The organism is Citrobacter braakii, assembly GCF_009648935.1.
GTDB classification, from domain to species: domain Bacteria; phylum Pseudomonadota; class Gammaproteobacteria; order Enterobacterales; family Enterobacteriaceae; genus Citrobacter; species Citrobacter braakii.
Genome location: NZ_CP045771.1, coordinates 493021 through 514345, shown reverse-complemented (window position 1 = coordinate 514345; position 21325 = coordinate 493021). Strand labels below are relative to the sequence as shown.

Here is a 21325-nt window from a genome sequence, read left to right as displayed (position 1 = left end):
GAAAAAAAGAGAAAGAAAGGAAGCCCAATATCCAGGGCCTCCTTGTCCGTTACTGCAGTTTTTCAAGAATGCGCCAGGCGGCCTCGACGCGAACAGGGTTTGGGTAGCTCTTGTTTGCCAGCATCACGATGCCAAGGTTTTTTTCTGGAACGAACGCAACGTAGCTGCCGAATCCGCCAGTGGAGCCCGTTTTATGCACCCATGAGGCTTTCACGGCAGGCGCGGGCGGGTTTACCTCAACGGCAGGAAGCGCTGCCAGTGCTACTTTGCTGTCGCTACCGCTAATTATCGAGTCGGCCTTCACCGGCCAGTTCAGCATCTCCCAACCCAGGCCCTGGTACATATCGCCAATACGGCAGTAACGTGACTGCGCAAGCTCGATGCCCTGCTGGAGCGTTTTCTCCTGAACCTGGCTGGCGTCCATGTTGGCCTGAACCCAACGGGTCATATCGATAACGCTCGATTTCACCCCGTAGGCTTCGGCATCAAGTTGGCCAGGGGATACATGCACAGGCTTTCCTTCGCGATAACCCCAGGCATAATCTTTTTGTTCGCTCTGCGGAACCGTAATCCAGGTATGCGCCAGTTTTAAGGGGTGCAGGACGCGTTTGGTCATCGCCTCTTCGTAGCTCATGCCTGAGGGGGTCACCGCCAGGGCGCCAAACAGACCAATGCTGGAGTTAGCATAAAGACGTTTAGCGCCTGGGGCCCATTGCGGCTGCCAGTTTTGATAAAAGCGTAGTAACGCGGCTTTATCCGTAACGTCGTCCGGAACCTGAAGCGGCAGGCCGCCTGCCGTGTAGGTGGCTAAGTGCAGCAGGCTGATACCCTGCCACTGCTTACCCGTCAGTTCAGGCCAGTACTGCGTGACCGGAGCGCTGAGCTTAATTTCGCCGCGGGCGATAGCATCGCCGCCCAGCACGCCGTTGAACGTTTTACTGACCGATCCGAGTTCAAACAGCGTTTGTTGAGTGACTGGACGGTTATTGGCGATATCGGCTTTACCCCAGGTAAAGTAATAAGGTTTCTCCTGATAGATAATCGCAACGGCCATACCCGGAATAGCCTGCTCCTGCATCAGCGGTGTGATGGTGCGGTTAACGATATCGGCAATTTGTTGTTCTGTTTTTGCGGCGGCAAACGTGGAGAAAGAAGCTGTCAGCAGCAGCGCGCAGCATATCGATTTTTTCATCATGAAATCAGTTCCGTAATTAAAAGCGAAAGGGTGTCCGGGCCCGTCAGACGTAATCAGTGTGTTTGATTTGCACCGTGTTGACAAACGGTTAAATTTAGCAGCAGATATAAGTTTTTCTAACAGGCCAGATAATGACGCGTAGCTATATCCCCCTTAATTCGCTGCGGGCTTTTGAAGCAGCGGCCAGACATCTCAGCTTTACCCGCGCTGCAATTGAGCTCAACGTGACGCATTCTGCAATAAGCCAGCATGTGAAAGCGCTGGAGCAACAGCTGAATTGTCAGCTTTTTGTGCGTGGTTCTCGAGGGTTAATGTTGACGACTGAAGGGGAAAGTCTGTTACCTGTACTTAATGACTCTTTCGATCGTATGGCGGGGATGCTGGATCGTTTTGCCACTAAACAGACTCAGGAAAAACTAAAAATTGGCGTGGTGGGGACCTTTGCGGTCGGCTGTCTTTTCCCTCTGTTGAGCGACTTTAAGCGCCACTGTCCGCATATTGATTTGCATATTTCCACCCACAATAACCGTGTGGATCCCGCCGCCGAAGGGCTGGATTATACTATTCGCTACGGAGGAGGAGCCTGGCACGATACCGATGCGCAATATTTGTGTAGCGCGCTGATGTCTCCGCTGTGTTCACCGACATTGGCCTCGCAGATTAAAGCTCCTGTGGACATCCTGAAATTTCCGTTATTACGATCGTATCGGCGTGATGAATGGACGCTTTGGATGCAGGCCGCCGGAGAAGCGCCTCCGTCACCGACGCACAACGTGGTGGTGTTTGACTCGTCCGTCTCAATGCTGGAAGCCGCGCAGGCGGGGATTGGTGTGGCAATTGCACCGGTAAGAATGTTCACGCATTTGCTCAGTAGTGAACGTATCGTGCAGCCTTTTCTAACGCAGATTGATCTGGGGAGTTACTGGATAACGCGTTTACAATCTCGTCCGGAGACGCCCGCGATGCGTGAGTTTTCCCGCTGGTTGACCGGGATGCTGCACTAATAAAAAGGCCCGCCATTGGCGGGCCTGATAATTAACGCATGCGATTAGATGGTCAGGATCCCAATAGCCGTTACAACGGTCAGGATAGCTGCCAGTCCGTAGAATACCCATTTGCCCGCAGGCACGTGGATTTTCAGGTCATGCATCGCGTGGTGCATACGGTGTAAACCACACCACAGCGGCAGAACGATCATCAGGAACAGAAACGCACGTCCGATGAAGCTCTGAGCGAATGCCAGTACGCGTTCATAGCTGAAAGCATCAGGAACAAAGCCCAGCGGCAGCATAATGCCGACCAGCAGGATCATCACCGGCGCAATGATTGCGCTCCACATACCGCCTGCACCAAACAGGCCCCAGAATACGGGTTCGTCAGAGCGTTTTGGATTTGGATTAATCATTCCGGACTCCTTACCAGAACAGGGCAACAAACAGTATTACTACTGTCGCAACCACAGTAACTGCCCAGAGACCTTTGATGATCGGCTCTGGCCCCATTTTTTCGTCTTTTACGATGATGTTGGCAGCTTTTGGCGCCAGCTCAAACCAGGTTTTGGTATGCAGCAGCGCTGCTGCCAGGGCGATAATATTCAGGATCACCACCACCGGGTTTTGCAAAAAGGCGACAAAGCCCATCCAGGACTCTGCACCATGCTTGAGTGCAAACAGGCCGATAATCAGTTCAATGCTGAACCAGACTGCCGGAACCGCCGTGCCTTCGCGCAGCATGTAAAAACGATAAAATGGCAGCTTTTTCCACCAGGTGGACGTCATTGGTCGCACATAGGGTTTGCGTTTAGTCGTCATCGTGCACTCCTTAGCGTGGTTTCAGGGTAGCGATAAGAAAGTCTTTTGAACTTTCAACTTTACCCTGCTGAATGGCCGCAGCCGGATCGACGTGTTTCGGGCAGACTTCGGAGCAGTAGCCCACAAAAGTACAGGACCAGACGCCGTTCGGGCTATTCAACTGAGCCATACGCTCCTTCTTACCGTGGTCGCGGCTATCTTCGTTGTAACGATGCGCCAGCGTAATCGCAGCCGGTCCAATGAACTCTGGGTTCAGGCCGAACTGCGGGCACGCGGCGTAGCACAGACCACAGTTGATGCAACCGGAGAACTGATGATACTTCGCCATCTGCGCCGGAGTCTGGGTGTTTGGACCCTGATCCGGTGTACGCGGGTTACCGATGATGTACGGTTTGATCGCTTCCAGGCTTTCGATAAAGTGCGTCATGTCGACGACCAGATCGCGCTCAATCGGGAAGTTGCCCAGCGCTTCAACCTTCATGCCGTTGGTGTAATCACGCAGGAAGGTTTTGCACGCCAGTTTAGGTACGTTGTTAACCATCATGCCGCAGGAGCCGCAGATCGCCATACGGCAGGACCAGCGGTAGCTCAGGTCCGGTGCCAGGTTATCCTTGATGTAGCCCAACGCATCCAGCAGTGACGTGGTTTCATCATAAGGAACTTCGTAGAAAGCACTGTGCGGCGCGGTATCGGTTTCCGGGTTATAGCGCACCACCTCAACTTTCAGGTTTTTCATCTCAGCCATTCGCCTTCTCCTTCTTATCGGCTGCTTCCGCTTCGCCACCGTAAACACGTTTAGCCGGTGGCAGAGTGGTGATTTTCACGTCGCTGTATTCCAGGCGAGTCGTGCCGTCAGCATCGCGGAAGGCGAGGGTGTGTTTGAGGAAGTTCACATCGTCACGCTCGGTGCAGCCTTCATCCAGACGCTGGTGCGCGCCGCGGGATTCTTTACGCGCCAGAGCAGAGTGCGCCATACATTCAGCAACGTTCAGACCGTGACCCAGTTCGATGGTGTACAGCAGGTCGGTGTTGAAGACGCTGGAGGTATCAGTGATACGGACGCGCTTGAAGCGTTCCTGCAGCTCAGCCAGTTTATCAACGGTTTTCTGCATGAGTTCCGGTGTACGGTAGATACCGCAACCTTCTTCCATGGACAGGCCCATTTCGTCACGGATCTTAGACCAGTTTTCGTTACCTTCCTGGTTAACCAGATCTTTCAGACGTTTTTCAACGCCAGCAACCTGCGCATCGAGCGCGGCACTGTTTGCAGCGCCAGCCGTTGCAGCACGTTCTGCAGCCTGTTCACCGGCCATACGACCGAAGACCACCAGTTCCGCCAGGGAGTTAGAACCCAGACGGTTAGCGCCATGCAGACCAACAGAGGAACATTCGCCCACAGCGAACAGACCTTTAATGCGGGTTTCACAGTGCTGATCGGTTTCGATACCGCCCATGGTGTAGTGCGCGGTAGGACGTACCGGGATCGGCTCTTTAACCGGATCGACACCCACGTAGGCTTTCGCCAGTTCGCAGATGAACGGTAAACGTTCGAGCAGTTTTTTCTCGCCGAGGTGACGCAGGTCGAGGTGAACCACATCGCCACGCGGGGTGGAAATGGTGTTGCCTTTACGCCATTCGTGCCAGAAAGCCTGAGAAACTTTGTCGCGCGGACCGAGTTCCATGTATTTGTTTTTCGGTTCGCCCAGCGGGGTTTCCGGACCCATGCCGTAATCTTGCAGATAACGGTAGCCGTTTTTGTTGACCAGGATACCGCCTTCACCACGGCAGCCTTCGGTCATCAGGATACCAGAGCCTGGCAGACCCGTCGGGTGATACTGAACGAATTCCATATCACGCAGCGGAACGCCGTGGCTCAGCGCCATGCCCATACCGTCGCCGGTTACGATGCCGCCGTTGGTGTTGTAACGGTAAACACGACCTGCGCCGCCCGTTGCCATCACAACAGCATTAGCACGGATCTGCATCAGCGTGCCTTCCATCATGTTCATGGCAACCAGGCCGCGAGCATGGCCATCATCAACCAGGATATCCAGAACGAAGTGTTCGTCAAAGCGCTGAATCTGCGGGAACTGCAAAGATGTTTGGAACAGCGTATGCAACATGTGGAAGCCGGTTTTATCCGCGGCAAACCAGGTACGCTCGATTTTCATACCGCCGAAGCGACGTACGTTGACGCTACCGTCTTCACGGCGGCTCCATGGGCAGCCCCATTGTTCCAGTTGCGTCATTTCAGTTGGGCAGTGGTGGACAAAGTAATCCACGACATCCTGCTCACACAGCCAGTCTCCGCCTGCTACCGTATCGTGAAAATGGTAGTCAAAGCTGTCATGATCCTGCGCGACAGCAGCAGAGCCGCCTTCGGCAGCAACGGTATGGCTGCGCATTGGGTACACTTTTGAGATCAGTGCGATTTTAGCGTTGGGATTTGCTTGTGCGGCAGCAATTGCAGCACGTAATCCCGCGCCACCGGCGCCTATAATGGCAAGATCGGCTTGAAAGGTTTGCACGACATTCCTCCAGATTGTTGTTATTTCATTCCTGCCTGAAATCAGATGCTTCATCGGCTTCAAACAGGTTATGAACGCGTTTCCACTGCTCCTTTATAGGTACAATAGTATAGTCTCAGGGATGTGCGGGAAATTTGACGTGTTCGATTTTTTTAGCGTGTCAAAGGGGGGAATTATCATTGAATTTGATTAATTTAATTACTAAACCACCCCATGTCGCTTTTTTTATCCAATTGCCAGTGTGGATTATTGGCGCGCGAAATTTGTCTCGTTAACGCGATACGAGTAGACTTCGTGCCCTTGTCTTAAATCGGAGAAACAACCATGAGCGAAACGGCAACCTGGCAGCCGAGCGCGTCCATCCCCAATCTGTTAAAACGTGCAGCAATTATAGCGGAGATTCGCCGCTTTTTTGCCGATCGTGGCGTGCTTGAGGTTGAGACCCCTTGTATGAGTCAGGCAACGGTAACGGACATCCATCTGTTCCCGTTCGAAACGCGTTTCGTCGGCCCTGGACACTCCCAGGGAATGAATCTCTATTTAATGACCAGCCCGGAATACCATATGAAGCGCCTGCTGGTGGCAGGATGCGGCCCGGTGTATCAACTGTGCCGCAGCTTCCGTAATGAAGAGATGGGGCGTCATCATAACCCTGAATTCACCATGCTCGAGTGGTATCGTCCGCACTACGATATGTATCGCCTGATGAATGAAGTGGATGATTTGCTCCAGCAGGTGCTGGACTGCTCACCTGCGGAAAGTATCTCTTACCAGCAAGCCTTCCAGCGCCATCTGGAGATAGACCCGCTGTCTGCAGATAAAACCCAACTGCGGGAAGTGGCGGCGAAATTGGATCTCAGTAATATCGCCGATACCGAAGAAGACCGGGACACCTTACTGCAGTTGCTGTTTACGATGGGCGTTGAGCCGCATATTGGCAAAGACAAACCGACGTTTGTGTATCATTTCCCGGCCAGCCAGGCATCACTGGCGCAAATCAGTACCGAAGATCACCGCGTGGCTGAACGTTTCGAGGTTTACTACAAAGGTATTGAGCTGGCGAATGGTTTCCATGAATTGACCGACGCGCGCGAACAGCAGCAGCGGTTTGAACAGGATAACCGCAAACGTGCCGCGCGTGGCTTGCCGCAGCAGCCTATCGACACCAACCTGCTTGAAGCGTTAAAAGTGGGGATGCCGGATTGCTCTGGCGTGGCGCTGGGCGTTGACCGTCTGGTGATGCTGGCGCTGGGCGCAGAGAGCCTGGCCGAGGTTATCGCATTTACCGTCGATCGCGCGTAACGCACTCTCCTTCCATACAAAGTGGCGGTAAAATGGCCACTTTGTAGCATATTTTTTCATTTACCCTCTAATAGCCACAATTTACTCCTGGATATTTGATATCGTTCAGGTATCAATTCTGTGTTGATTTTTCTATCGCTGAACTCTGAAAAGAGGGCAGTGCCAACCGGTGAGTGGCGTTTGTTAAACGCTTGCCAGAGTAAGGGATGGTTTAATGACCCAAACAATAAAAAAGATGAGCCTAATAGGTCTCATCCTCATGATATTTACGTCTGTTTTCGGTTTTGCGAATAGCCCCTCCGCATTCTATTTAATGGGGTATAGCGCGATTCCGTGGTATATATTTTCTGCATTATTATTCTTTATCCCATTTGCTTTAATGATGGCGGAAATGGGGGCTGCCTATCGGAAAGAAGAGGGCGGAATCTATTCGTGGATGAATAATAGCGTTGGGCCACGCTATGCGTTTATCGGCACGTTTATGTGGTTTTCTTCCTATGTAATATGGATGGTAAGTACCGCAGCGAAAGTTTGGGTACCTTTTTCAACCTTCTTATTTGGCGCAGACATGACGCAGCATTGGCGTTTTGCGGGGCTTGAGCCTACGCAGGTCGTCGGGTTGCTCGCCGTCGGTTGGATGATTCTGGTAACCTGCGTGGCCTCCCGGGGTATTAATAAGATTGCTCGTATTACGGCTGTAGGCGGAATTGCCGTAATGTGTCTTAATTTAGTTCTGTTGTTAGTGAGTGTCGCTATTTTGTTATTAACTGGTGGTCACTTTGCGCAGGATATTAATTTCATCTCCTCGCCTAATCCGGGATATCAGTCCGGTCTGGCCATGTTGTCATTTGTTGTGTTTGCCATTTTTGCATACGGCGGAATAGAAGCCGTGGGGGGATTAGTTGATAAAACAGAAAAGCCAGAAAAGAACTTTGCGAAAGGCATTGTCTTTGCCGCGATTGTCATTTCTGTCGGTTATTCACTGGCCATATTTTTATGGGGCGTTAGCACCAACTGGCAGCAAGTATTAAGCAATAGCTCGGTCAACCTCGGCAATATAACGTATATCCTGATGAAAAGCCTCGGGATGACGTTAGGTAACGCGCTGCATGTTTCTCCTGAAACCGCGATGGCGACGGGGGTGTGGTTCGCGCGTATCACCGGGCTTTCTATGTTTCTCGCTTATACCGGCGCTTTTTTCACGCTCAGCTATTCGCCACTGAAAGCGATTATTCAGGGAACGCCGAAGGCGCTGTGGCCAGCGCCAATGACCAAACTGAATGCCGTGGGGATGCCGACGACGGCAATGTGGTTGCAGTGCCTGCTGGTGAGCCTGTTTATCCTGCTGGTTTCGTTTGGCGGCGATACGGCTTCAGCGTTCTATAACAAACTGACGCTGATGGCGAACGTCTCGATGACGCTGCCGTATCTGTTCCTCGCGCTGGCGTTTCCGTTCTTTAAAGCCCGTACGGGCCTGGAAAGACCGTTTGTTGTCTTTAAAACCCGAGCGGCGACGTTACTGGCCACATCGGTGGTTGTGCTGGTGGTGACGTTTGCCAATGTGTTCACCATCATCCAGCCGGTGATTGAAGCTGGGGACTGGAACAGCGCATTGTGGATGACCGGAGGCCCGATCTTCTTCTCGCTGTTGGCAATGGCGATTTATCAGAACTACAGCCGTCGTATGGTGAAACTCCCCCGGTGGGTGACAGACTAAGGAAAGATAAATATTGAATTTCCGCAAAGCCCGATAGGGATACCGTCCGGGCTTTGTTCGTATTAAATCATTTTTATAATTTATCAAAATGATATTCGTGTGTATATCTTTTGATATATTTATTATGACAATCATCTTGGGGTGATATTGTATAATTGGAAATGATTGCTGCTATGAATTTATTTTAAAAAATATAACTTCTGATTTTTCCTTTTATGCTTGTGATGTCTGTCTCATTACTGGTTGAGAATCATGGCTATTGTTAGGTCAATGTTTACATTGCCTTGGTGATTAAATTTTTATGATGATCAGCTCTCCGCTATTTTGTGAGATAGACGAATATGGTTTTCCTCATTGGAACGGGTTGGATTTTTTCCGTTGGTATGCCCTGCCTACCAATTGGCGTTTTATGACTGGGAAATCATATCTTTGGTATTATAAAACGGCTTGGTTAATTCACCATAGAACTATTATAAAACAATGTGCTTATGAAGCAAGAGTCCCAGAATTACTCCTTGCAGGTGTTGCTGTCGCAGAAGTTGGCGGAACTCCAGAGAGATTTAAAGGTGTTGGTGTTCTGCAATTTAGACAGGTAATTGAAGAAGTATTGGGAAAGAGCAGCAATGAATGGTCGAATGCTACATCTGTCGGTTCAGTTGCTATCCAGATAGGCGTTGCAGCAAGAACAATAGGTATTCACCCAGATAAACTGACTCATTTTCAGCAATTCCGCTTGTCGCAGTGTTTGCTTGATAACCACTTTAATATTCGGGTGGTAGCATTCCATTTACGCGATCTTATTTTATATGACAATCCAGATTCTGATACTATGTACTTGACAGATGAACAAATAATATTGGCTGGTTCTAGATATAATCGTGGAACCATGAGAAATAAAAAGGATATTATCCAATCTATTAGTGAACAACCCGGTTTTCCGGATCGTGAGTATAGTGAATATGGTCGTCGAATTATAGAAAAGAAAGATGCAATACTTAAAATTATGCGAGGCGGCTAATGAGTTGGAAGTCTTTTACATTGAATTTCATCTGGGGCATAGTTAGCATTATATTGATAATTATGTTTTCAACTCAGGACAAGGAATGGTTTATTGACGGCAGGGGAATCAATAATGTCTGTGATGTCATGGATTATATTGAGGACGACGATGTTCGTTCTGTGGGCATAATCTTAACACTACCTCTGTTTATTCCTTTTATCTATGCGATCGTATGGAGAAGACAGCGCGGTATCTGGCAATATTCTGTCATGGCGGCTCTCCTGCTTTTTTGGTTATGGCGTTTTATCATTAGATATCAATTATGCTGGTAAATAAGACGCTGGGTAGTGTAAGCACACCTCACGTCTTATTGTGGCATGACTTACAAACTCCCCGCCGGGCGACTGCTTCTGCCCGCAGAACTTAAGGTTCTTCCCGTTTGCTTACCGCCGAGGCTCTCCAGACGCATCTGGAACGGTGGGAACGGCATATCGATACCGTGCTCACGGAAGCCTGCCAGAATCAACTGGTGGATTTCGTGGCGCAGCGGCATACGATGCCCCATTTCAGCGGCATAAATACGCAGTTCGAAGATTTGAATCCCTTGCTGCAGGTCAACCAGGAAGACTTCTGGTGCCGGGTTATCGATAACCAGCGAGCAGCGTTGTGCGGCAGTAAGCAGGATCTGCGTAACCTCCTCGCTGTTAGCCTCCGACGGTGCCGGGATGGTTAATACCACACGGGTGACCGAATCCGATAACGACCAGTTGATAAACTGCTCGGTGATAAAGGCTTTGTTGGGGACGATGATCTCTTTGCGGTCCCAGTCGCTGATGGTCGTGGCGCGGGTATTAATTTTCGTCACGCTACCGGTAAGATCGCGAATCGTCACCGTGTCGCCAATGCGGATTGGTTTTTCAAACAGGATAATCAGGCCGGAAATAAAGTTGGCGAAGATCTCCTGCAAACCAAAGCCCAGACCGACACCGAGAGCCGCTACCAGCCATTGCAGTTTGGACCACTCAATACCGATCATTGAGAAGCCAACCAGACCGCCAATCAGCATCAGCAGGTACTTGGTGATGGTAGTGATGGCGTAACCGGTGCCGGGGGTTAAATCGAGATGTTGTAGCAGCGCCAGCTCCAGCAGCGCGGGCAGGTTGCGCACTAACTGGGTAGTGATGATAAACACCAGGATTGCGATAAGCACTGCACCCAGCGTTATCGGCTCTAAACTTTCCACACCCTGCACCGTGGAGGTGACATCCCACAACGAGATGTTTTCCAGGAAGCCGAAAGCGGAATGAATTTCTGACCACAGCACAATGACCGAGAGCAGGGCGATAAGCATCAGGATAGAGCGCACCAGGCGCAGTGATTGCGCGCTGATAGCATCCAGATCCACTTCGCTTTCATCAACATCAATCGTGCCTTCAAGGCTGGTGGAATGCGCTGGTTCTTCTTCACCCCGTGCGCGCTGCGCCAGCATTTCAGCACGTCGATGCTTGGCGCGGTCAAACGCCAGCCGGCGGCGCTGGATCAGCATCCAGCGGCGGATAACGTGATACACCACCAGTAACAAGAACCAGATAGCTACGGACGTTTCCAGACGCGCCAGTAAAGCTTGCGACGTGGCGAGATAGCCCACTGCTGCAGCGAGAATGGCAATCAGCGGAGCGCCCATCAGCATATTCCACAGCATGCTGTTGACCATGTTATCGCTGTTGCCCTCTTTATCGAGGTACAGCGGTATTCCGGCGCGTTTCAGGCTCAGGGTCACGACCGCCAGCGCACCGCAAATCAGAATAAAGCACAGACGTCCCAGTGAGGCGGAGAATTCCCGGTCATTGAGATTATCAAACATAATCACCGCCATGATCAGCGGCACAATCAGCCCGATACTCATCAGGTAATAGTGCATGGCTTTCGCGACGCGGTTACGCGGCCAGCCAAAGTGGGCAATGAACAGACCGTTGGGGCGCGCAAAGGTGGCGCAAATCATTACTGCCCACAGCATGGGCACCGTGGCGGTAACGCCATCGCCGATAGCGACAGCCAATGGATAAGGCCAGGCTTCCTGCAATCCGTAACCGAGCGTTGCCCACAGCACCGGCAACGGAGAAGCGACGAGTATCGACCAGAACACCGTGCGTATCGTCAGCCAGAAGTGGTCCTGGGTGACTTTCCCGACCCGGGCAGATGAACGCTCCAGAAAACGGGTGAAGTGTTTGCGCGAAGAGAGGCTAAAGCCAACCAGCACCAATGCCGCGAAAAGCGGCAGCAGCGTTTCTTTGCTGGTCAGCATCATGATGCTGGCTTTGCCCAACTGATTAAACGTATCTAATGAGATCAGACGCCGCAGATCCTGGACGATGTCGACAGGCCAGGAGAGGGAGATGGGGCTAACGTCCGAGGTCCAGAACAGATAGCGGTGCGTTGCTTCGTTGACCTCTTTTAGCGCATCTTCCAGTTGGCTGTTAGAGACTTTGAGCTTGGTCAGCTCAAGGATCAGCGTATCGCCGCCCTGTAACAAAGAGTTCAGCAGCTCACGCTGGGTGCGTAACTGGGCGTTGAGAATGCTGCTCTGTTCAGCGGTCAGCGGTTGTCCATCGGCCTGATGAATCTGACGCAACTGCGGCTGTTTGTTGAGGAGATCCTCATAGCGCATACGGTGCACGCGAAGCTGCGCCATTTCGGTATCCAACTGCTGAGGCTTGGGCATTTCCGGTAAACGGGATACCTGCGCGCGCAGCGCTTCTCCCAGCATATTTGAGACCCCAAGCCACTGAGACTGCTCTCGCAGCGTATTCAATGCCTGGCGCACCTGCAGCGTTTGGCTGGCGGCTTGACGCTGTTGCGAGGCGACCAGGTCCATACGTTGCGCCTGCTGGTTTAATGCCTGAGACAGTTCGCGGTTAACCTTGAACTGGTCGACAATACCTTCCGGCAGTCCCGCGCTGTTTTCCGCCAACAGTTCGGTGCTTTCCAGCGCTCGCTCTGCCTCACGCTGACGTTGACTGTTGAGCTGGTTGCGCAAAGCCTGCAGGTAAGTATCGAGCTGCTGGCTCTGTTTTTCCGCCAGCTCTGAGCGCATACGCGCCAGCTCCTGGCGGTTATTAGCGGAAAGCTGCGCCAGCTCCAGTTCATCGACCAGGGCTTTGAGTTTGGCGGATTCAGCCTGCATCGCCTGATTCTGCGCAGGATTAGAGTTGGCGGTACCAATACGTCGCTCAAGCTCATTTAGCTGGCGGCGGGCATCGGTTTGCTGTTGAGGAAGCTGGCTTAACGAGTCGGCGATTTCCCGGGCGCGATCCTGCTCCTGCTGGGCCTGACGACTCTTTTCCAACAGTTGGCTGCTGACCTGGAGGATCTCCTGGTTTAACGCATCGGTGGTGAGTCCGGTTGGCACATTGCGCGGTTCGTCGCGCAGGTTGCTAAGCTGCGCGCGTAATGTTGCGGACAGCTTGGGGAAGTTATCAATAACTTGCTGATATTGCTGGGCACGCTCGAGAGAACCTTTACGCTCCTCGAGGGCATTCAGCGCGGACTGGAGCGCCTCGACGGTTTCTGGCTGAGCAGGTTTCGCCGCTTTTGCCTGCTCCAGTTCCTGGGTGAGTTGTTTGGCATCGGGGGCCGTCGCAGCGTACGCCCCCAGGCTGAGGCACCAGGCCATCAGAAAAGTGATAATCAGGCGCACAGCAGCGATTCCTATGTTTAACTTTCGTCTTTTTTGTCGTCAACCAGCGGGCTGGCGTCGTGTTCTGCTTCGATTTCTTCTTTCGCAAGCGGGGCTGGTTCTGCCTCTGGCGTCACGAATGTCTCGGTCGAGATGGCCATTGGCTGGCCGATTTTGGTCACAGAAAGGTCCTGTAACTGCTCAACCAGGTTAACTTTACCAGGCGCGAACAGGTTGATAACGGTGGAACCGAGCTTAAAGCGGCCCATTTCCTGACCTTTCAGCAGTGCCACCGACCCTTCGCTTTCGCCTTCCGGCCAGGTCCAGCGTTTGATGACGCCTTCACGCGGTGGGGTAATGGTGCCAGCCCATGCGGTTTCAATACTGCCGACGATGGTCGCGCCGACCAGAATCTGCACCATCGGGCCAAATTCGGTATCAAACAGACAGATTACGCGTTCGTTGCGTGCAAACAGGTTTGGAACGTTTTGCGCAGTCAGGATATTTACAGAGAAGAGATCGCCTGGCACGTACATCATTTCACGCAGGATACCGTTACACGGCATATGTACACGGTGGTAATCGCGTGGAGATAAGTAAGTGGTCACAAACGTACCGTTGCGGAATTTGTCCGCCATCTGGTAGTTGCCGGCCAGCAGTGCTTCAAGGGTATAGCTGTGCCCTTTGGCTTGCAGCAGTTTGTCTTCTTCGATGTTTCCTAACTGGTTAATCACGCCGTCAGCAGGCATGACCAGTACGTTTGGATCGGTGTTAATCGGGCGAACGTCGTCGCGCAGTGGGCGAACAAAGAAGTCGTTAAAGGTGCGATAGCTGGCGGTGTCCGGTTTTTGCGCCTCTTTCATATCGACCTTGTAATATTTCACGAACAGATCGATAACCAGTTTAGTCAGCCATCCTGCTCGTTTGCTCGCACCCCAACCCGCCAGGCGAGTGAGCCATAGTTTCGGCAGAATGTATTGTAGCGAAAGCTTAAATGAGTTTAACAAGGTAGCCTCCAGGCCATAATTTGTTCCCGATCCGGCATACGGGCCGGATCCTGAAAAAAGGGGGACGATTCTAGCGATGCTTAGCTTAGTTGTCAGTTGTCTGTATCAGAAAAGTTTTTACGTGTTTTTACCTGCGCCATGCTTTCCAGGATGCGGTGATAATTTTCAAACCGAGTTTCAGCTATTGCCCCTTTTTCTACGGCCTCACGGATAGCGCAGCCTGGATCGGTATCATGCTTGCAGTCGCGGTATTTGCAGTGGCCCAGGTAGTCATGGAATTCGACAAAACCATGTGTGATTTGTTCCGGCTCCAGATGCCACAACCCGAACTCACGTACGCCAGGGGAGTCGATAACGTCGCCACCGTGCGGGAAATGATACAGGCGAGAGGCAGTGGTGGTGTGCTGTCCAAGGCCGGAGTTGTCGGAGACATCGTTGGTCAGGATCTCTTCCTGCAGGCCGAGAAGATTATTGAGCAGGCTAGATTTACCAACGCCCGACTGACCGGCAAAAATGCTGATGCGATCGGTTAATGCTTCTTCAAGCGGTTTCAGGCCGTCTTTAGTGCGGCTTGATACCATCAACACGCGATAGCCAATGTGGCGATAAATATCCATCTGTTCGTTAACAAAGGCCATGCCTTCGTCATCCAGCAGATCGATCTTATTCAATACGATAATTGGTTCAACGTGTAGCGTTTCACAGGCTACCAGATACCGGTCGATAATATTGAGTGACAGCTCGGGTAAGATGGCTGAGACAATAACGATCTGGTTGATGTTGGCGGCAATGGGTTTCACCCCGTCGTAAAAGTCGGGACGTGTCAGTACCGAGGTACGCTCGTGTACCGCCTCAACGATGCCTTTGACATTCACGCCTTCTGCTGCTGCTTTTCCCGGGCGCCAGACAACGCGATCGCCGGTCACCAGCGAGCGAATTGTACGGCGGATGTTGCAGCGGTGAATCTCACCGTCAGCAGATTCCACGTCGGCATGCATGCCAAAACGGCTGATAACGATGCCTTCAGCGGTTTCGCCAAACAGGTTGTCGTCGTAGTCTGGCTTCTCCGTGGACGTTTTCAGACGACGCTGGTGATTGGCGTTCACACGGCGCTGTTGGCCTTTGGAGAGTTTATTCTTACTCAATCGGACTGACTCCTGGTCGCCCATAATGGGCAAAACATTTATGATACACGCAATTTTAGATGAATATAGTCACACTGAATGTGACGCTGAAGGGTGGAAAATAGCATGAGTGCCAATGAAAACAACCTGATTTGGATCGATCTGGAGATGACAGGTCTGGATCCCGAGCGCGATCGCATAATTGAGATAGCCACGCTGGTGACGGATGCCAACCTGAATATTCTGGCTGAAGGACCGACAATTGCGGTGCACCAGTCCGACGAACAGCTGGCATTAATGGATGACTGGAACGTACGTACGCATACCGGTAGTGGGCTAGTGGATCGCGTGAAGGCGAGCACCATGGGGGATCGTGAAGCTGAACTGGCTACGCTGGCTTTTTTGAAAGAGTGGGTTCCAGAAGGGAAATCACCTATCTGCGGCAACAGCATCGGTCAGGATCGTCGTTTCCTGTTTAAATACATGCCGGAGCTGGAGGCGTATTTCCATTATCGCTATCTTGACGTCAGTACTTTGAAAGAGCTGGCGCGTCGTTGGAAGCCGGAAATTCTTGCTGGCTTCACCAAGCAGGGAACGCATCAGGCGATGGACGATATTCGTGAATCTGTTGCTGAGCTTGCTTACTATCGCGAACATTTTATTAAGCTTTGATTTTGTGGATGGTCGGGCGGCGCTGTGGCTTACCCGACCTACGAATATCGTTCCTGCGTGCTTGCACTGAGGCTGGATTGTCGCTAAATTAGACGACTTGCCGATAAATTCAGCACTTAAACAGAAAAACGAAAAAATCGCTTTTAGGGGGGTTGCAGCTAAACGGATTTCTCGTATAATGCGCCTCCCGTAACGACAGAGAATTACACGTTACGGCAGCAGCAAAAGCAGTACAAATTTGCGGGAATAGCTCAGTTGGTAGAGCACGACCTTGCCAAGGTCGGGGTCGCGAGTTCGAGTCTCGTTTCCCGCTCCAAAATTTGAAAGTGCTTTTGTCTACAAAGCACAGACACACCCAAGCGGGAATAGCTCAGTTGGTAGAGCACGACCTTGCCAAGGTCGGGGTCGCGAGTTCGAGTCTCGTTTCCCGCTCCAAAATTTGAAAGTGCTTTTGTCTACAAAGCACAGACACACCCAAGCGGGAATAGCTCAGTTGGTAGAGCACGACCTTGCCAAGGTCGGGGTCGCGAGTTCGAGTCTCGTTTCCCGCTCCAAATTCTTACCCCAATAAAAATATCCACAGCGAATAAATACGTTGGGGACGTTTTGTTTCGTCATTGACATACTCTTGTAAACAGACTTATCCACAGGTTTGGGTATTATTCCTGGAGTGCAAAAAACTTAGTCGGGTGAATAGTATCATTTTAACTCTTTGAAAATATTGAATTAATTATCATTTCAAATTGTTAATGCGATCACTTGACGATTTTTTCCCTCTTGAATATCAATGTGTTTTTATTTTTATACACAAGCTGTGGATGACTTAAGCGTCACGCGGCAGACCCTTTTCAATGACTCTGACTAAACGTTGTTTCTTCGGTAACTGCACTTCAACTACGCAGGCATTTCGCTTCTCGATTTGCTGAGCAACCGCCCACTCTATGTGTTCGTCGAGAAGTGGGTGCTCACCTCTGCGACTTTCCAGCGCGTGAATAACGGCTTCATCCCATGGGGCATTACCCAGCGCAACAGCGATATTTCGCAGCCAGCGCAGGTGACCAATACGACGAATAGCAGACCCCTCCGTGACTTTTAAAAACCACGCTTCGCTCCAGCTAAACAGCTCTATTAACTCCGGAGCATGAAGCTGTTTGCGTGGGTTGAAGTCATCCTCTGTCGTCAACTGCGAGTAACGGTTCCACGGGCAAATGAGCTGGCAATCATCGCAGCCGTAAATTCGATTCCCCAACAGGGGACGAAATTCTTCCGGGATCGCGCCTTCCAGTTCGATAGTGAGATAAGAGATACAGCGGCGCGCATCTACCGTGTAGGGTTCAACGATGGCTCCGGTGGGACAGATGGTCATACAGGCGACGCATTTCCCGCATCCTTCTTCTACTGGGTTGTCGACCGGCAGGGGCAAATCGATCAGTAATTCCCCGAGGAAGAAAAATGAACCAGCTTCGCGATTGAGGATAAGTGAGTGCTTACCTGTCCAGCCAAGCCCGGCTTTTTCCGCTAATGGACGCTCAAGAATGGGCGCAGAATCGACAAAAGGTCTAAAATTCAGCGAAACGCAGTGCTGTTGAATCCTCTCTCCCAGCTTTTTTAAGCGGTTACGCAGCAGTTTATGGTAGTCGCGCCCAAGCGCGTAACGGCTGACGTAACCCAGAGAGGGGTTTTTCAACGTGCTGGCAAAGGCCGCATTGGCAGGAAGATAGTTCATACGTACGCTGATGACACGTAACGTACCGGGTAATAATTCGTGAGGTCGGGCGCGCATCATGCCGTGACGGGCCATCCAGTCCATCTCGCCGTGATAGTGTTTATCCAGCCAGGCCTGCAGTTTGGGCTCCGCTTCGCTGAGGTCGGTATCGGCAATACCGACCTGCTGAAAGCCAAGCTCCAGCCCCCACTGCTTAATATTTTGCGCTAACTGATTGAGATCGAGGGGCTCTGACATGACGGACCATACAATGAAGAAAAACCCCGCAAGTATACCACACTCCATTTGGCACGCCGATGACATCAGGCGGATGGAGCGAGAGGCGGCAGACAGTTTAGGACTGACGTTGTACGAGCTGATGCAACGGGCGGGAGAGGCGGCGTTTCAGGTCACCCGCGAGACATATCCAAACGCTCAGCACTGGCTGGTGCTATGTGGTCATGGCAACAACGGTGGTGATGGTTACGTGGTGGCAAGGCTTGCCAAAGCCCAGGGTCTTGATATTACGTTGCTGGCGCAGGAGAGTGATAAAGCGCTCCCCGAGGAAGCACAGCAGGCACGCGACGCCTGGCTTAACGCCGGTGGTGTCATTCATGCTGCGGAAATCAATTGGCCAGATCGCGTGGACGTCATTATTGATGCGCTGTCAGGCACGGGCTTAAAACACGCGCCGCGTGAGCCTCTCTCGGTATTGATCGAACGTGCCAATCACCATCCTGCTCCTGTCGTGGCGATAGACATTCCATCCGGCTTGCTGGCGCAGACGGGCGCGGCGCCGGGCGCGGTTATCAACGCTGCGCACACCGTGACCTTTATTGCGTTAAAGCCTGGTCTGCTAACCGGTAAAGCGCGCGATGTCACCGGACGCCTGCATGTTAACGCACTCGGTCTGGACGACTGGCTGGCGGGGCAGAACGCGCTGCTGCAACGGTTTGATGCTCAACAGCTTGTACACTGGTTAACGCCGCGTCGACCCACCTCGCACAAAGGCTCCCACGGTCGGCTGGTGATCATCGGTGGTGACCACGGCACGGCTGGCGCAATACGCATGGCCGGTGAAGCGGCGCTGCGTGCAGGAGCCGGGCTGGTTAAAGTGCTGACCCGTAGTGAAAATATTGCGCCTATTCTGACTGCCAGACCGGAACTGATGGTCGATGCGCTGACGCCGCAGACTCTGGAGGAGAGCCTGGCGTGGGCGGATGTTGTGGTGATAGGACCTGGGCTTGGTCAGCAGGAATGGGGTAAAAAAGCGCTGCAAAAGGTAGAAAATTTTCGCAAACCGATGCTCTGGGATGCGGATGCGCTGAACCTGCTGGCAATCAACCCCGATAAACGTCACAATCGCGTGATCACGCCGCATCCTGGTGAAGCCGCGCGACTTCTGGGCTGTTCCATTGCAGAAATTGAAGACGATCGATTACTTTGTGCACAACGTCTGGTAAAACGGTACGGAGGCGTCGTCGTGCTGAAAGGCGCGGGTACGGTTGTTGCTGCCGAACAGGCCGAATTGGGTATTATTGATACCGGCAATGCTGGAATGGCCAGCGGCGGAATGGGTGATGTGCTTTCCGGTATTATTGGCGCATTGCTCGGACAGAAGCTTACCCCGTATGATGCGGCATGTGCGGGATGTGTCGCGCACGGTGCGGCGGCGGATGTGCTGGCGGCGCGTTTTGGTACGCGCGGCATGCTGGCGACAGATCTCTTTACCACGCTACAGCGTATTGTTAACCCTGATGTGATTGACGTTTATCATGATGAATCGAGTAATTCCACTACCTGATGAGCAGGCGACTTTAGACCTGGGACTGCGGGTAGCCAAAGCCTGTGATGGCGCGACGGTAATTTATTTGTACGGCGACCTGGGGGCGGGTAAAACCACTTTCAGCCGGGGATTCCTGCAGGCGTTAGGTCACAAAGGAAATGTAAAAAGCCCCACCTATACGCTGGTTGAACCCTATTCGCTCGATAATTTGATGGTATATCACTTCGATCTGTACCGACTTGCGGACCCAGAGGAGCTGGAATTTATGGGGATCCGCGATTATTTTGCCAATGACGCCATCTGCCTGGTGGAATGGCCGCAACAAGGTAAAGGTGTACTGCCAGACCCGGACGTCGAAATACACATTGAATATCAAGCGCAAGGTCGAGAAGCGCGCATAAGCGCAGTCTCCTCATCGGGTGATTTATTGCTGGCGCGTTTAGCCGATTAACCTTAAGGGTGGCGGGATGATTTATCGCATCAGAAACTGGCTGATGGCAACACTGGTCCTGCTGTGCGCGCAGGCAGGGGCCGCCAGCCTCTCCGATCTTCAGGTGTCCAATGGCAATCAGCAAGCGCGGATTACGCTGAGCTTTATTGGCGATCCTGAATACGCAGTTTCGCAGGACGGGAAACGAACCGTCGCGTTGGATATTAAACAAACCGGTGTGATTCAGGGGTTACCGCTGCTGTTTAGCGGCAATAATCTGGTGAAATCTATCCGTTCCGGCACGCCAAAAGATGCGCAGTCTCTGCGCCTGGTGGTGGATTTAACCGAGAACGGCAAAGCCGAAGCCGTAAAACGCCAGAACGGCGGCAATTATACCGTCGTGTTTACCATCAAAGCTGATGCGCCTCCGCCGCCTCCACCACCTCCAGTGGTTGCGAAGCGTGTTGAAGCGCCGGTTATCGCCCCGCGCCCTGCCGAGCCTGCGCGTAATCCGTTTAAAGCGGAAAACGATCGCACCACGATGGTAACCAACAGTAATACCTCCACACGGCCTGCGGCGCGCGCCAGTACAAGTAACGGCGAAAAAGTAGTTATCGCCATTGATGCCGGACACGGCGGGCAGGATCCTGGCGCTATTGGTCCCGGTGGCACACGTGAGAAAAACGTCACGATTGCCGTAGCGCGCAAACTGCGCAGTTTGCTCAATGATGACCCGATGTTTAAAGGCGTACTCACCCGTGATGGCGATTACTTTATCTCGGTGATGGGGCGTTCAGACGTTGCGCGTAAACAAAACGCCAACTTCCTGGTCTCTATTCATGCGGATGCCGCACCAAACCGGGATGCCACTGGTGCTTCCGTCTGGGTACTGTCAAACCGTCGGGCAAACAGTGAGATGGCCGGCTGGCTGGAACAGCACGAAAAGCAATCGGAACTGTTGGGTGGGGCGGGCGATGTTCTGGCAAACAGCCAGTCCGATCCTTATCTCAGCCAGGCCGTGTTGGATCTGCAGTTCGGTCATTCGCAACGCGTTGGGTATGATGTAGCGACCAGCATGATCGGCCAGTTAGAACGTATTGGCTCGATGCATAAGCGTCGTCCGGAACACGCCAGCCTTGGGGTATTACGTTCGCCTGATATCCCGTCAGTGCTGGTTGAAACTGGCTTTATCAGTAACAACAGCGAAGAGCGTCTGTTGGCGAGTGATGACTACCAGCAGCAGCTGGCCGAGGCAATTTACAAAGGATTGCGTAACTATTTCCAGGCGCACCCGATGCAAACCGGGCCTCAAGGCACACCGGCGCAAACCGCGAGTGCGGTATCGCCTGGCAACACGTTAACAAATTAAGGA

18 protein-coding genes and 3 tRNA genes are annotated in these 21325 nt (G+C 52.2%); 12 read left to right on the top strand and 9 right to left on the bottom strand.

All coding sequences use genetic code 11. The annotated features are described in order from the left end of the window. Nucleotides 1-49 precede the first annotated feature (49 nt). Nucleotides 50-1195 carry a CMY-2 family class C beta-lactamase gene (gene blaCMY, locus GFC06_RS02345; protein WP_153689805.1) on the bottom strand — a complete coding sequence of 382 codons (1146 nt, stop codon included), beginning with the start codon at nt 1193-1195 and terminating at the stop codon, nt 50-52. A gap of 131 nt (nt 1196-1326) precedes the next feature. On the opposite strand from blaCMY, the gene ampR reads away from it, so the two are divergent. Next, a complete protein-coding gene (gene ampR / locus GFC06_RS02340) occupies nt 1327-2199 on the top strand; it encodes a LysR family transcriptional regulator AmpR (RefSeq protein WP_016155499.1) in 873 nt (290 codons plus the stop codon). Between the two features lie 44 nt (nt 2200-2243). Here the strand turns inward: ampR and frdD are convergent, their stop codons facing one another. Genes frdD through frdA form a run of 4 tightly spaced genes read right to left on the bottom strand, consistent with a single transcriptional unit; the run spans nt 2244 to nt 5534 of the window. After that, entirely contained in the window at nt 2244-2600 is a 357-nt protein-coding gene (gene frdD, locus GFC06_RS02335) for a fumarate reductase subunit FrdD (protein ID WP_003025535.1), read from the bottom strand. Between the two features lie 10 nt (nt 2601-2610). Continuing rightward, nucleotides 2611-3006 carry a fumarate reductase subunit FrdC gene (frdC, locus tag GFC06_RS02330; protein ID WP_016151401.1) on the bottom strand — a complete coding sequence of 132 codons (396 nt, stop codon included), beginning with the start codon at nt 3004-3006 and terminating at the stop codon, nt 2611-2613. A gap of 10 nt (nt 3007-3016) precedes the next feature. Then, nucleotides 3017-3751: a fumarate reductase iron-sulfur protein gene (frdB, locus tag GFC06_RS02325; protein ID WP_006686291.1), complete on the bottom strand. Its 735-nt coding sequence runs from the start codon at nt 3749-3751 to the stop codon at nt 3017-3019. Continuing rightward, on the bottom strand, nt 3744-5534 hold the full coding sequence (gene frdA, locus GFC06_RS02320; RefSeq protein ID WP_016151402.1) for a fumarate reductase (quinol) flavoprotein subunit: 1791 nt from the start codon (nt 5532-5534) through the stop codon (nt 3744-3746). Before frdA ends, frdB begins: the two co-directional genes overlap by 8 nt. A 324-nt stretch (nt 5535-5858) precedes the next feature. Here frdA and epmA point away from each other — a divergent pair, with 324 nt between their 5' ends. The 4 genes from epmA to GFC06_RS02300 all read left to right on the top strand — a co-directional run bounded on the left by epmA (nt 5859) and on the right by GFC06_RS02300 (nt 9885). Beyond that, entirely contained in the window at nt 5859-6836 is a 978-nt protein-coding gene (epmA, locus tag GFC06_RS02315) for an elongation factor P--(R)-beta-lysine ligase (RefSeq protein WP_153689804.1), read from the top strand. 214 nt (nt 6837-7050) lie between these two features. Then, nucleotides 7051-8553 (top strand): glutamate/gamma-aminobutyrate family transporter YjeM, encoded by a 1503-nt coding sequence (gene yjeM, locus GFC06_RS02310; RefSeq protein ID WP_047500025.1) that lies wholly within the window; start codon nt 7051-7053, stop codon nt 8551-8553. 301 nt (nt 8554-8854) lie between these two features. Next, a complete protein-coding gene (locus GFC06_RS02305) occupies nt 8855-9571 on the top strand; it encodes a hypothetical protein (protein ID WP_153689803.1) in 717 nt (238 codons plus the stop codon). Next, nucleotides 9571-9885: a YjeO family protein gene (locus GFC06_RS02300; protein WP_047500022.1), complete on the top strand. Its 315-nt coding sequence runs from the start codon at nt 9571-9573 to the stop codon at nt 9883-9885. Before GFC06_RS02305 ends, GFC06_RS02300 begins: the two co-directional genes overlap by 1 nt. Before the next feature lie 50 nt (nt 9886-9935). Here GFC06_RS02300 and mscM read toward each other — a convergent pair whose 3' ends face one another. The 3 genes from mscM to rsgA form a co-directional block, all read right to left on the bottom strand. Further along, the gene (mscM, locus tag GFC06_RS02295) at nt 9936-13250 is read right to left on the bottom strand and encodes a miniconductance mechanosensitive channel MscM (RefSeq protein WP_016151404.1); all 3315 of its coding nucleotides are present in this window, start codon (nt 13248-13250) and stop codon (nt 9936-9938) included. Between the two features lie 17 nt (nt 13251-13267). Then, nucleotides 13268-14236, bottom strand: coding sequence for an archaetidylserine decarboxylase (gene asd, locus GFC06_RS02290; protein ID WP_016155504.1), 969 nt, complete (start codon nt 14234-14236; stop codon nt 13268-13270). Nucleotides 14237-14328: 92 nt separating this feature from the next. Continuing rightward, nucleotides 14329-15381, bottom strand: a complete 1053-nt coding sequence (gene rsgA / locus GFC06_RS02285) for a small ribosomal subunit biogenesis GTPase RsgA (protein WP_019078196.1) — start codon at nt 15379-15381, stop codon at nt 14329-14331. 105 nt (nt 15382-15486) lie between these two features. On the opposite strand from rsgA, the gene orn reads away from it, so the two are divergent. The 4 genes from orn (at nt 15487) to GFC06_RS02265 (ending at nt 16586) form a co-directional block, all read left to right on the top strand. Further along, a complete protein-coding gene (gene orn, locus GFC06_RS02280; protein ID WP_016151407.1) occupies nt 15487-16032 on the top strand; it encodes an oligoribonuclease in 546 nt (181 codons plus the stop codon). A gap of 240 nt (nt 16033-16272) precedes the next feature. Continuing rightward, nucleotides 16273-16348, top strand: a tRNA-Gly gene (locus GFC06_RS02275). A gap of 43 nt (nt 16349-16391) precedes the next feature. Further along, nucleotides 16392-16467, top strand: a tRNA-Gly gene (locus tag GFC06_RS02270). Between the two features lie 43 nt (nt 16468-16510). Then, nucleotides 16511-16586: transfer RNA gene (locus tag GFC06_RS02265), tRNA-Gly, on the top strand. 269 nt (nt 16587-16855) lie between these two features. Here the strand turns inward: GFC06_RS02265 and queG are convergent. Continuing rightward, entirely contained in the window at nt 16856-17995 is a 1140-nt protein-coding gene (queG, locus tag GFC06_RS02260; RefSeq protein ID WP_047500017.1) for a tRNA epoxyqueuosine(34) reductase QueG, read from the bottom strand. On the opposite strand from queG, the gene nnr reads away from it, so the two are divergent. Genes nnr through amiB form a run of 3 tightly spaced genes read left to right on the top strand, consistent with a single transcriptional unit; the run spans nt 17994 to nt 21322 of the window. Further along, nucleotides 17994-19541: a bifunctional ADP-dependent NAD(P)H-hydrate dehydratase/NAD(P)H-hydrate epimerase gene (nnr, locus tag GFC06_RS02255; RefSeq protein WP_153689802.1), complete on the top strand. Its 1548-nt coding sequence runs from the start codon at nt 17994-17996 to the stop codon at nt 19539-19541. The two genes, queG and nnr, sit on opposite strands and share 2 nt — an antisense overlap. Next, a complete protein-coding gene (gene tsaE, locus GFC06_RS02250; protein ID WP_016151410.1) occupies nt 19513-19974 on the top strand; it encodes a tRNA (adenosine(37)-N6)-threonylcarbamoyltransferase complex ATPase subunit type 1 TsaE in 462 nt (153 codons plus the stop codon). Before nnr ends, tsaE begins: the two co-directional genes overlap by 29 nt. A gap of 16 nt (nt 19975-19990) precedes the next feature. Continuing rightward, nucleotides 19991-21322, top strand: a complete 1332-nt coding sequence (gene amiB / locus GFC06_RS02245) for an N-acetylmuramoyl-L-alanine amidase AmiB (RefSeq protein ID WP_141876169.1) — start codon at nt 19991-19993, stop codon at nt 21320-21322. Nucleotides 21323-21325: the final 3 nt, after the last annotated feature.

Excerpts from the sequence above, each read along its gene's own strand:
- blaCMY (WP_153689805.1), bottom strand. The coding sequence starts at position 1,195 with ATGATGAAAAAATCGATATGCTGCGCGCTGCTGCTGACAGCTTCTTTC.
- ampR (WP_016155499.1), top strand. The coding sequence starts at position 1,327 with ATGACGCGTAGCTATATCCCCCTTAATTCGCTGCGGGCTTTTGAAGCA.
- frdD (WP_003025535.1), bottom strand. The coding sequence starts at position 2,600 with ATGATTAATCCAAATCCAAAACGCTCTGACGAACCCGTATTCTGGGGC.
- frdC (WP_016151401.1), bottom strand. The coding sequence starts at position 3,006 with ATGACGACTAAACGCAAACCCTATGTGCGACCAATGACGTCCACCTGG.
- frdB (WP_006686291.1), bottom strand. The coding sequence starts at position 3,751 with ATGGCTGAGATGAAAAACCTGAAAGTTGAGGTGGTGCGCTATAACCCG.
- epmA (WP_153689804.1), top strand. The coding sequence starts at position 5,859 with ATGAGCGAAACGGCAACCTGGCAGCCGAGCGCGTCCATCCCCAATCTG.
- yjeM (WP_047500025.1), top strand. The coding sequence starts at position 7,051 with ATGACCCAAACAATAAAAAAGATGAGCCTAATAGGTCTCATCCTCATG.
- GFC06_RS02305 (WP_153689803.1), top strand. The coding sequence starts at position 8,855 with ATGATGATCAGCTCTCCGCTATTTTGTGAGATAGACGAATATGGTTTT.
- GFC06_RS02300 (WP_047500022.1), top strand. The coding sequence starts at position 9,571 with ATGAGTTGGAAGTCTTTTACATTGAATTTCATCTGGGGCATAGTTAGC.
- orn (WP_016151407.1), top strand. The coding sequence starts at position 15,487 with ATGAGTGCCAATGAAAACAACCTGATTTGGATCGATCTGGAGATGACA.
- nnr (WP_153689802.1), top strand. The coding sequence starts at position 17,994 with ATGACGGACCATACAATGAAGAAAAACCCCGCAAGTATACCACACTCC.
- queG (WP_047500017.1), bottom strand. The coding sequence starts at position 17,995 with ATGTCAGAGCCCCTCGATCTCAATCAGTTAGCGCAAAATATTAAGCAG.
- tsaE (WP_016151410.1), top strand. The coding sequence starts at position 19,513 with ATGATGAATCGAGTAATTCCACTACCTGATGAGCAGGCGACTTTAGAC.
- amiB (WP_141876169.1), top strand. The coding sequence starts at position 19,991 with ATGATTTATCGCATCAGAAACTGGCTGATGGCAACACTGGTCCTGCTG.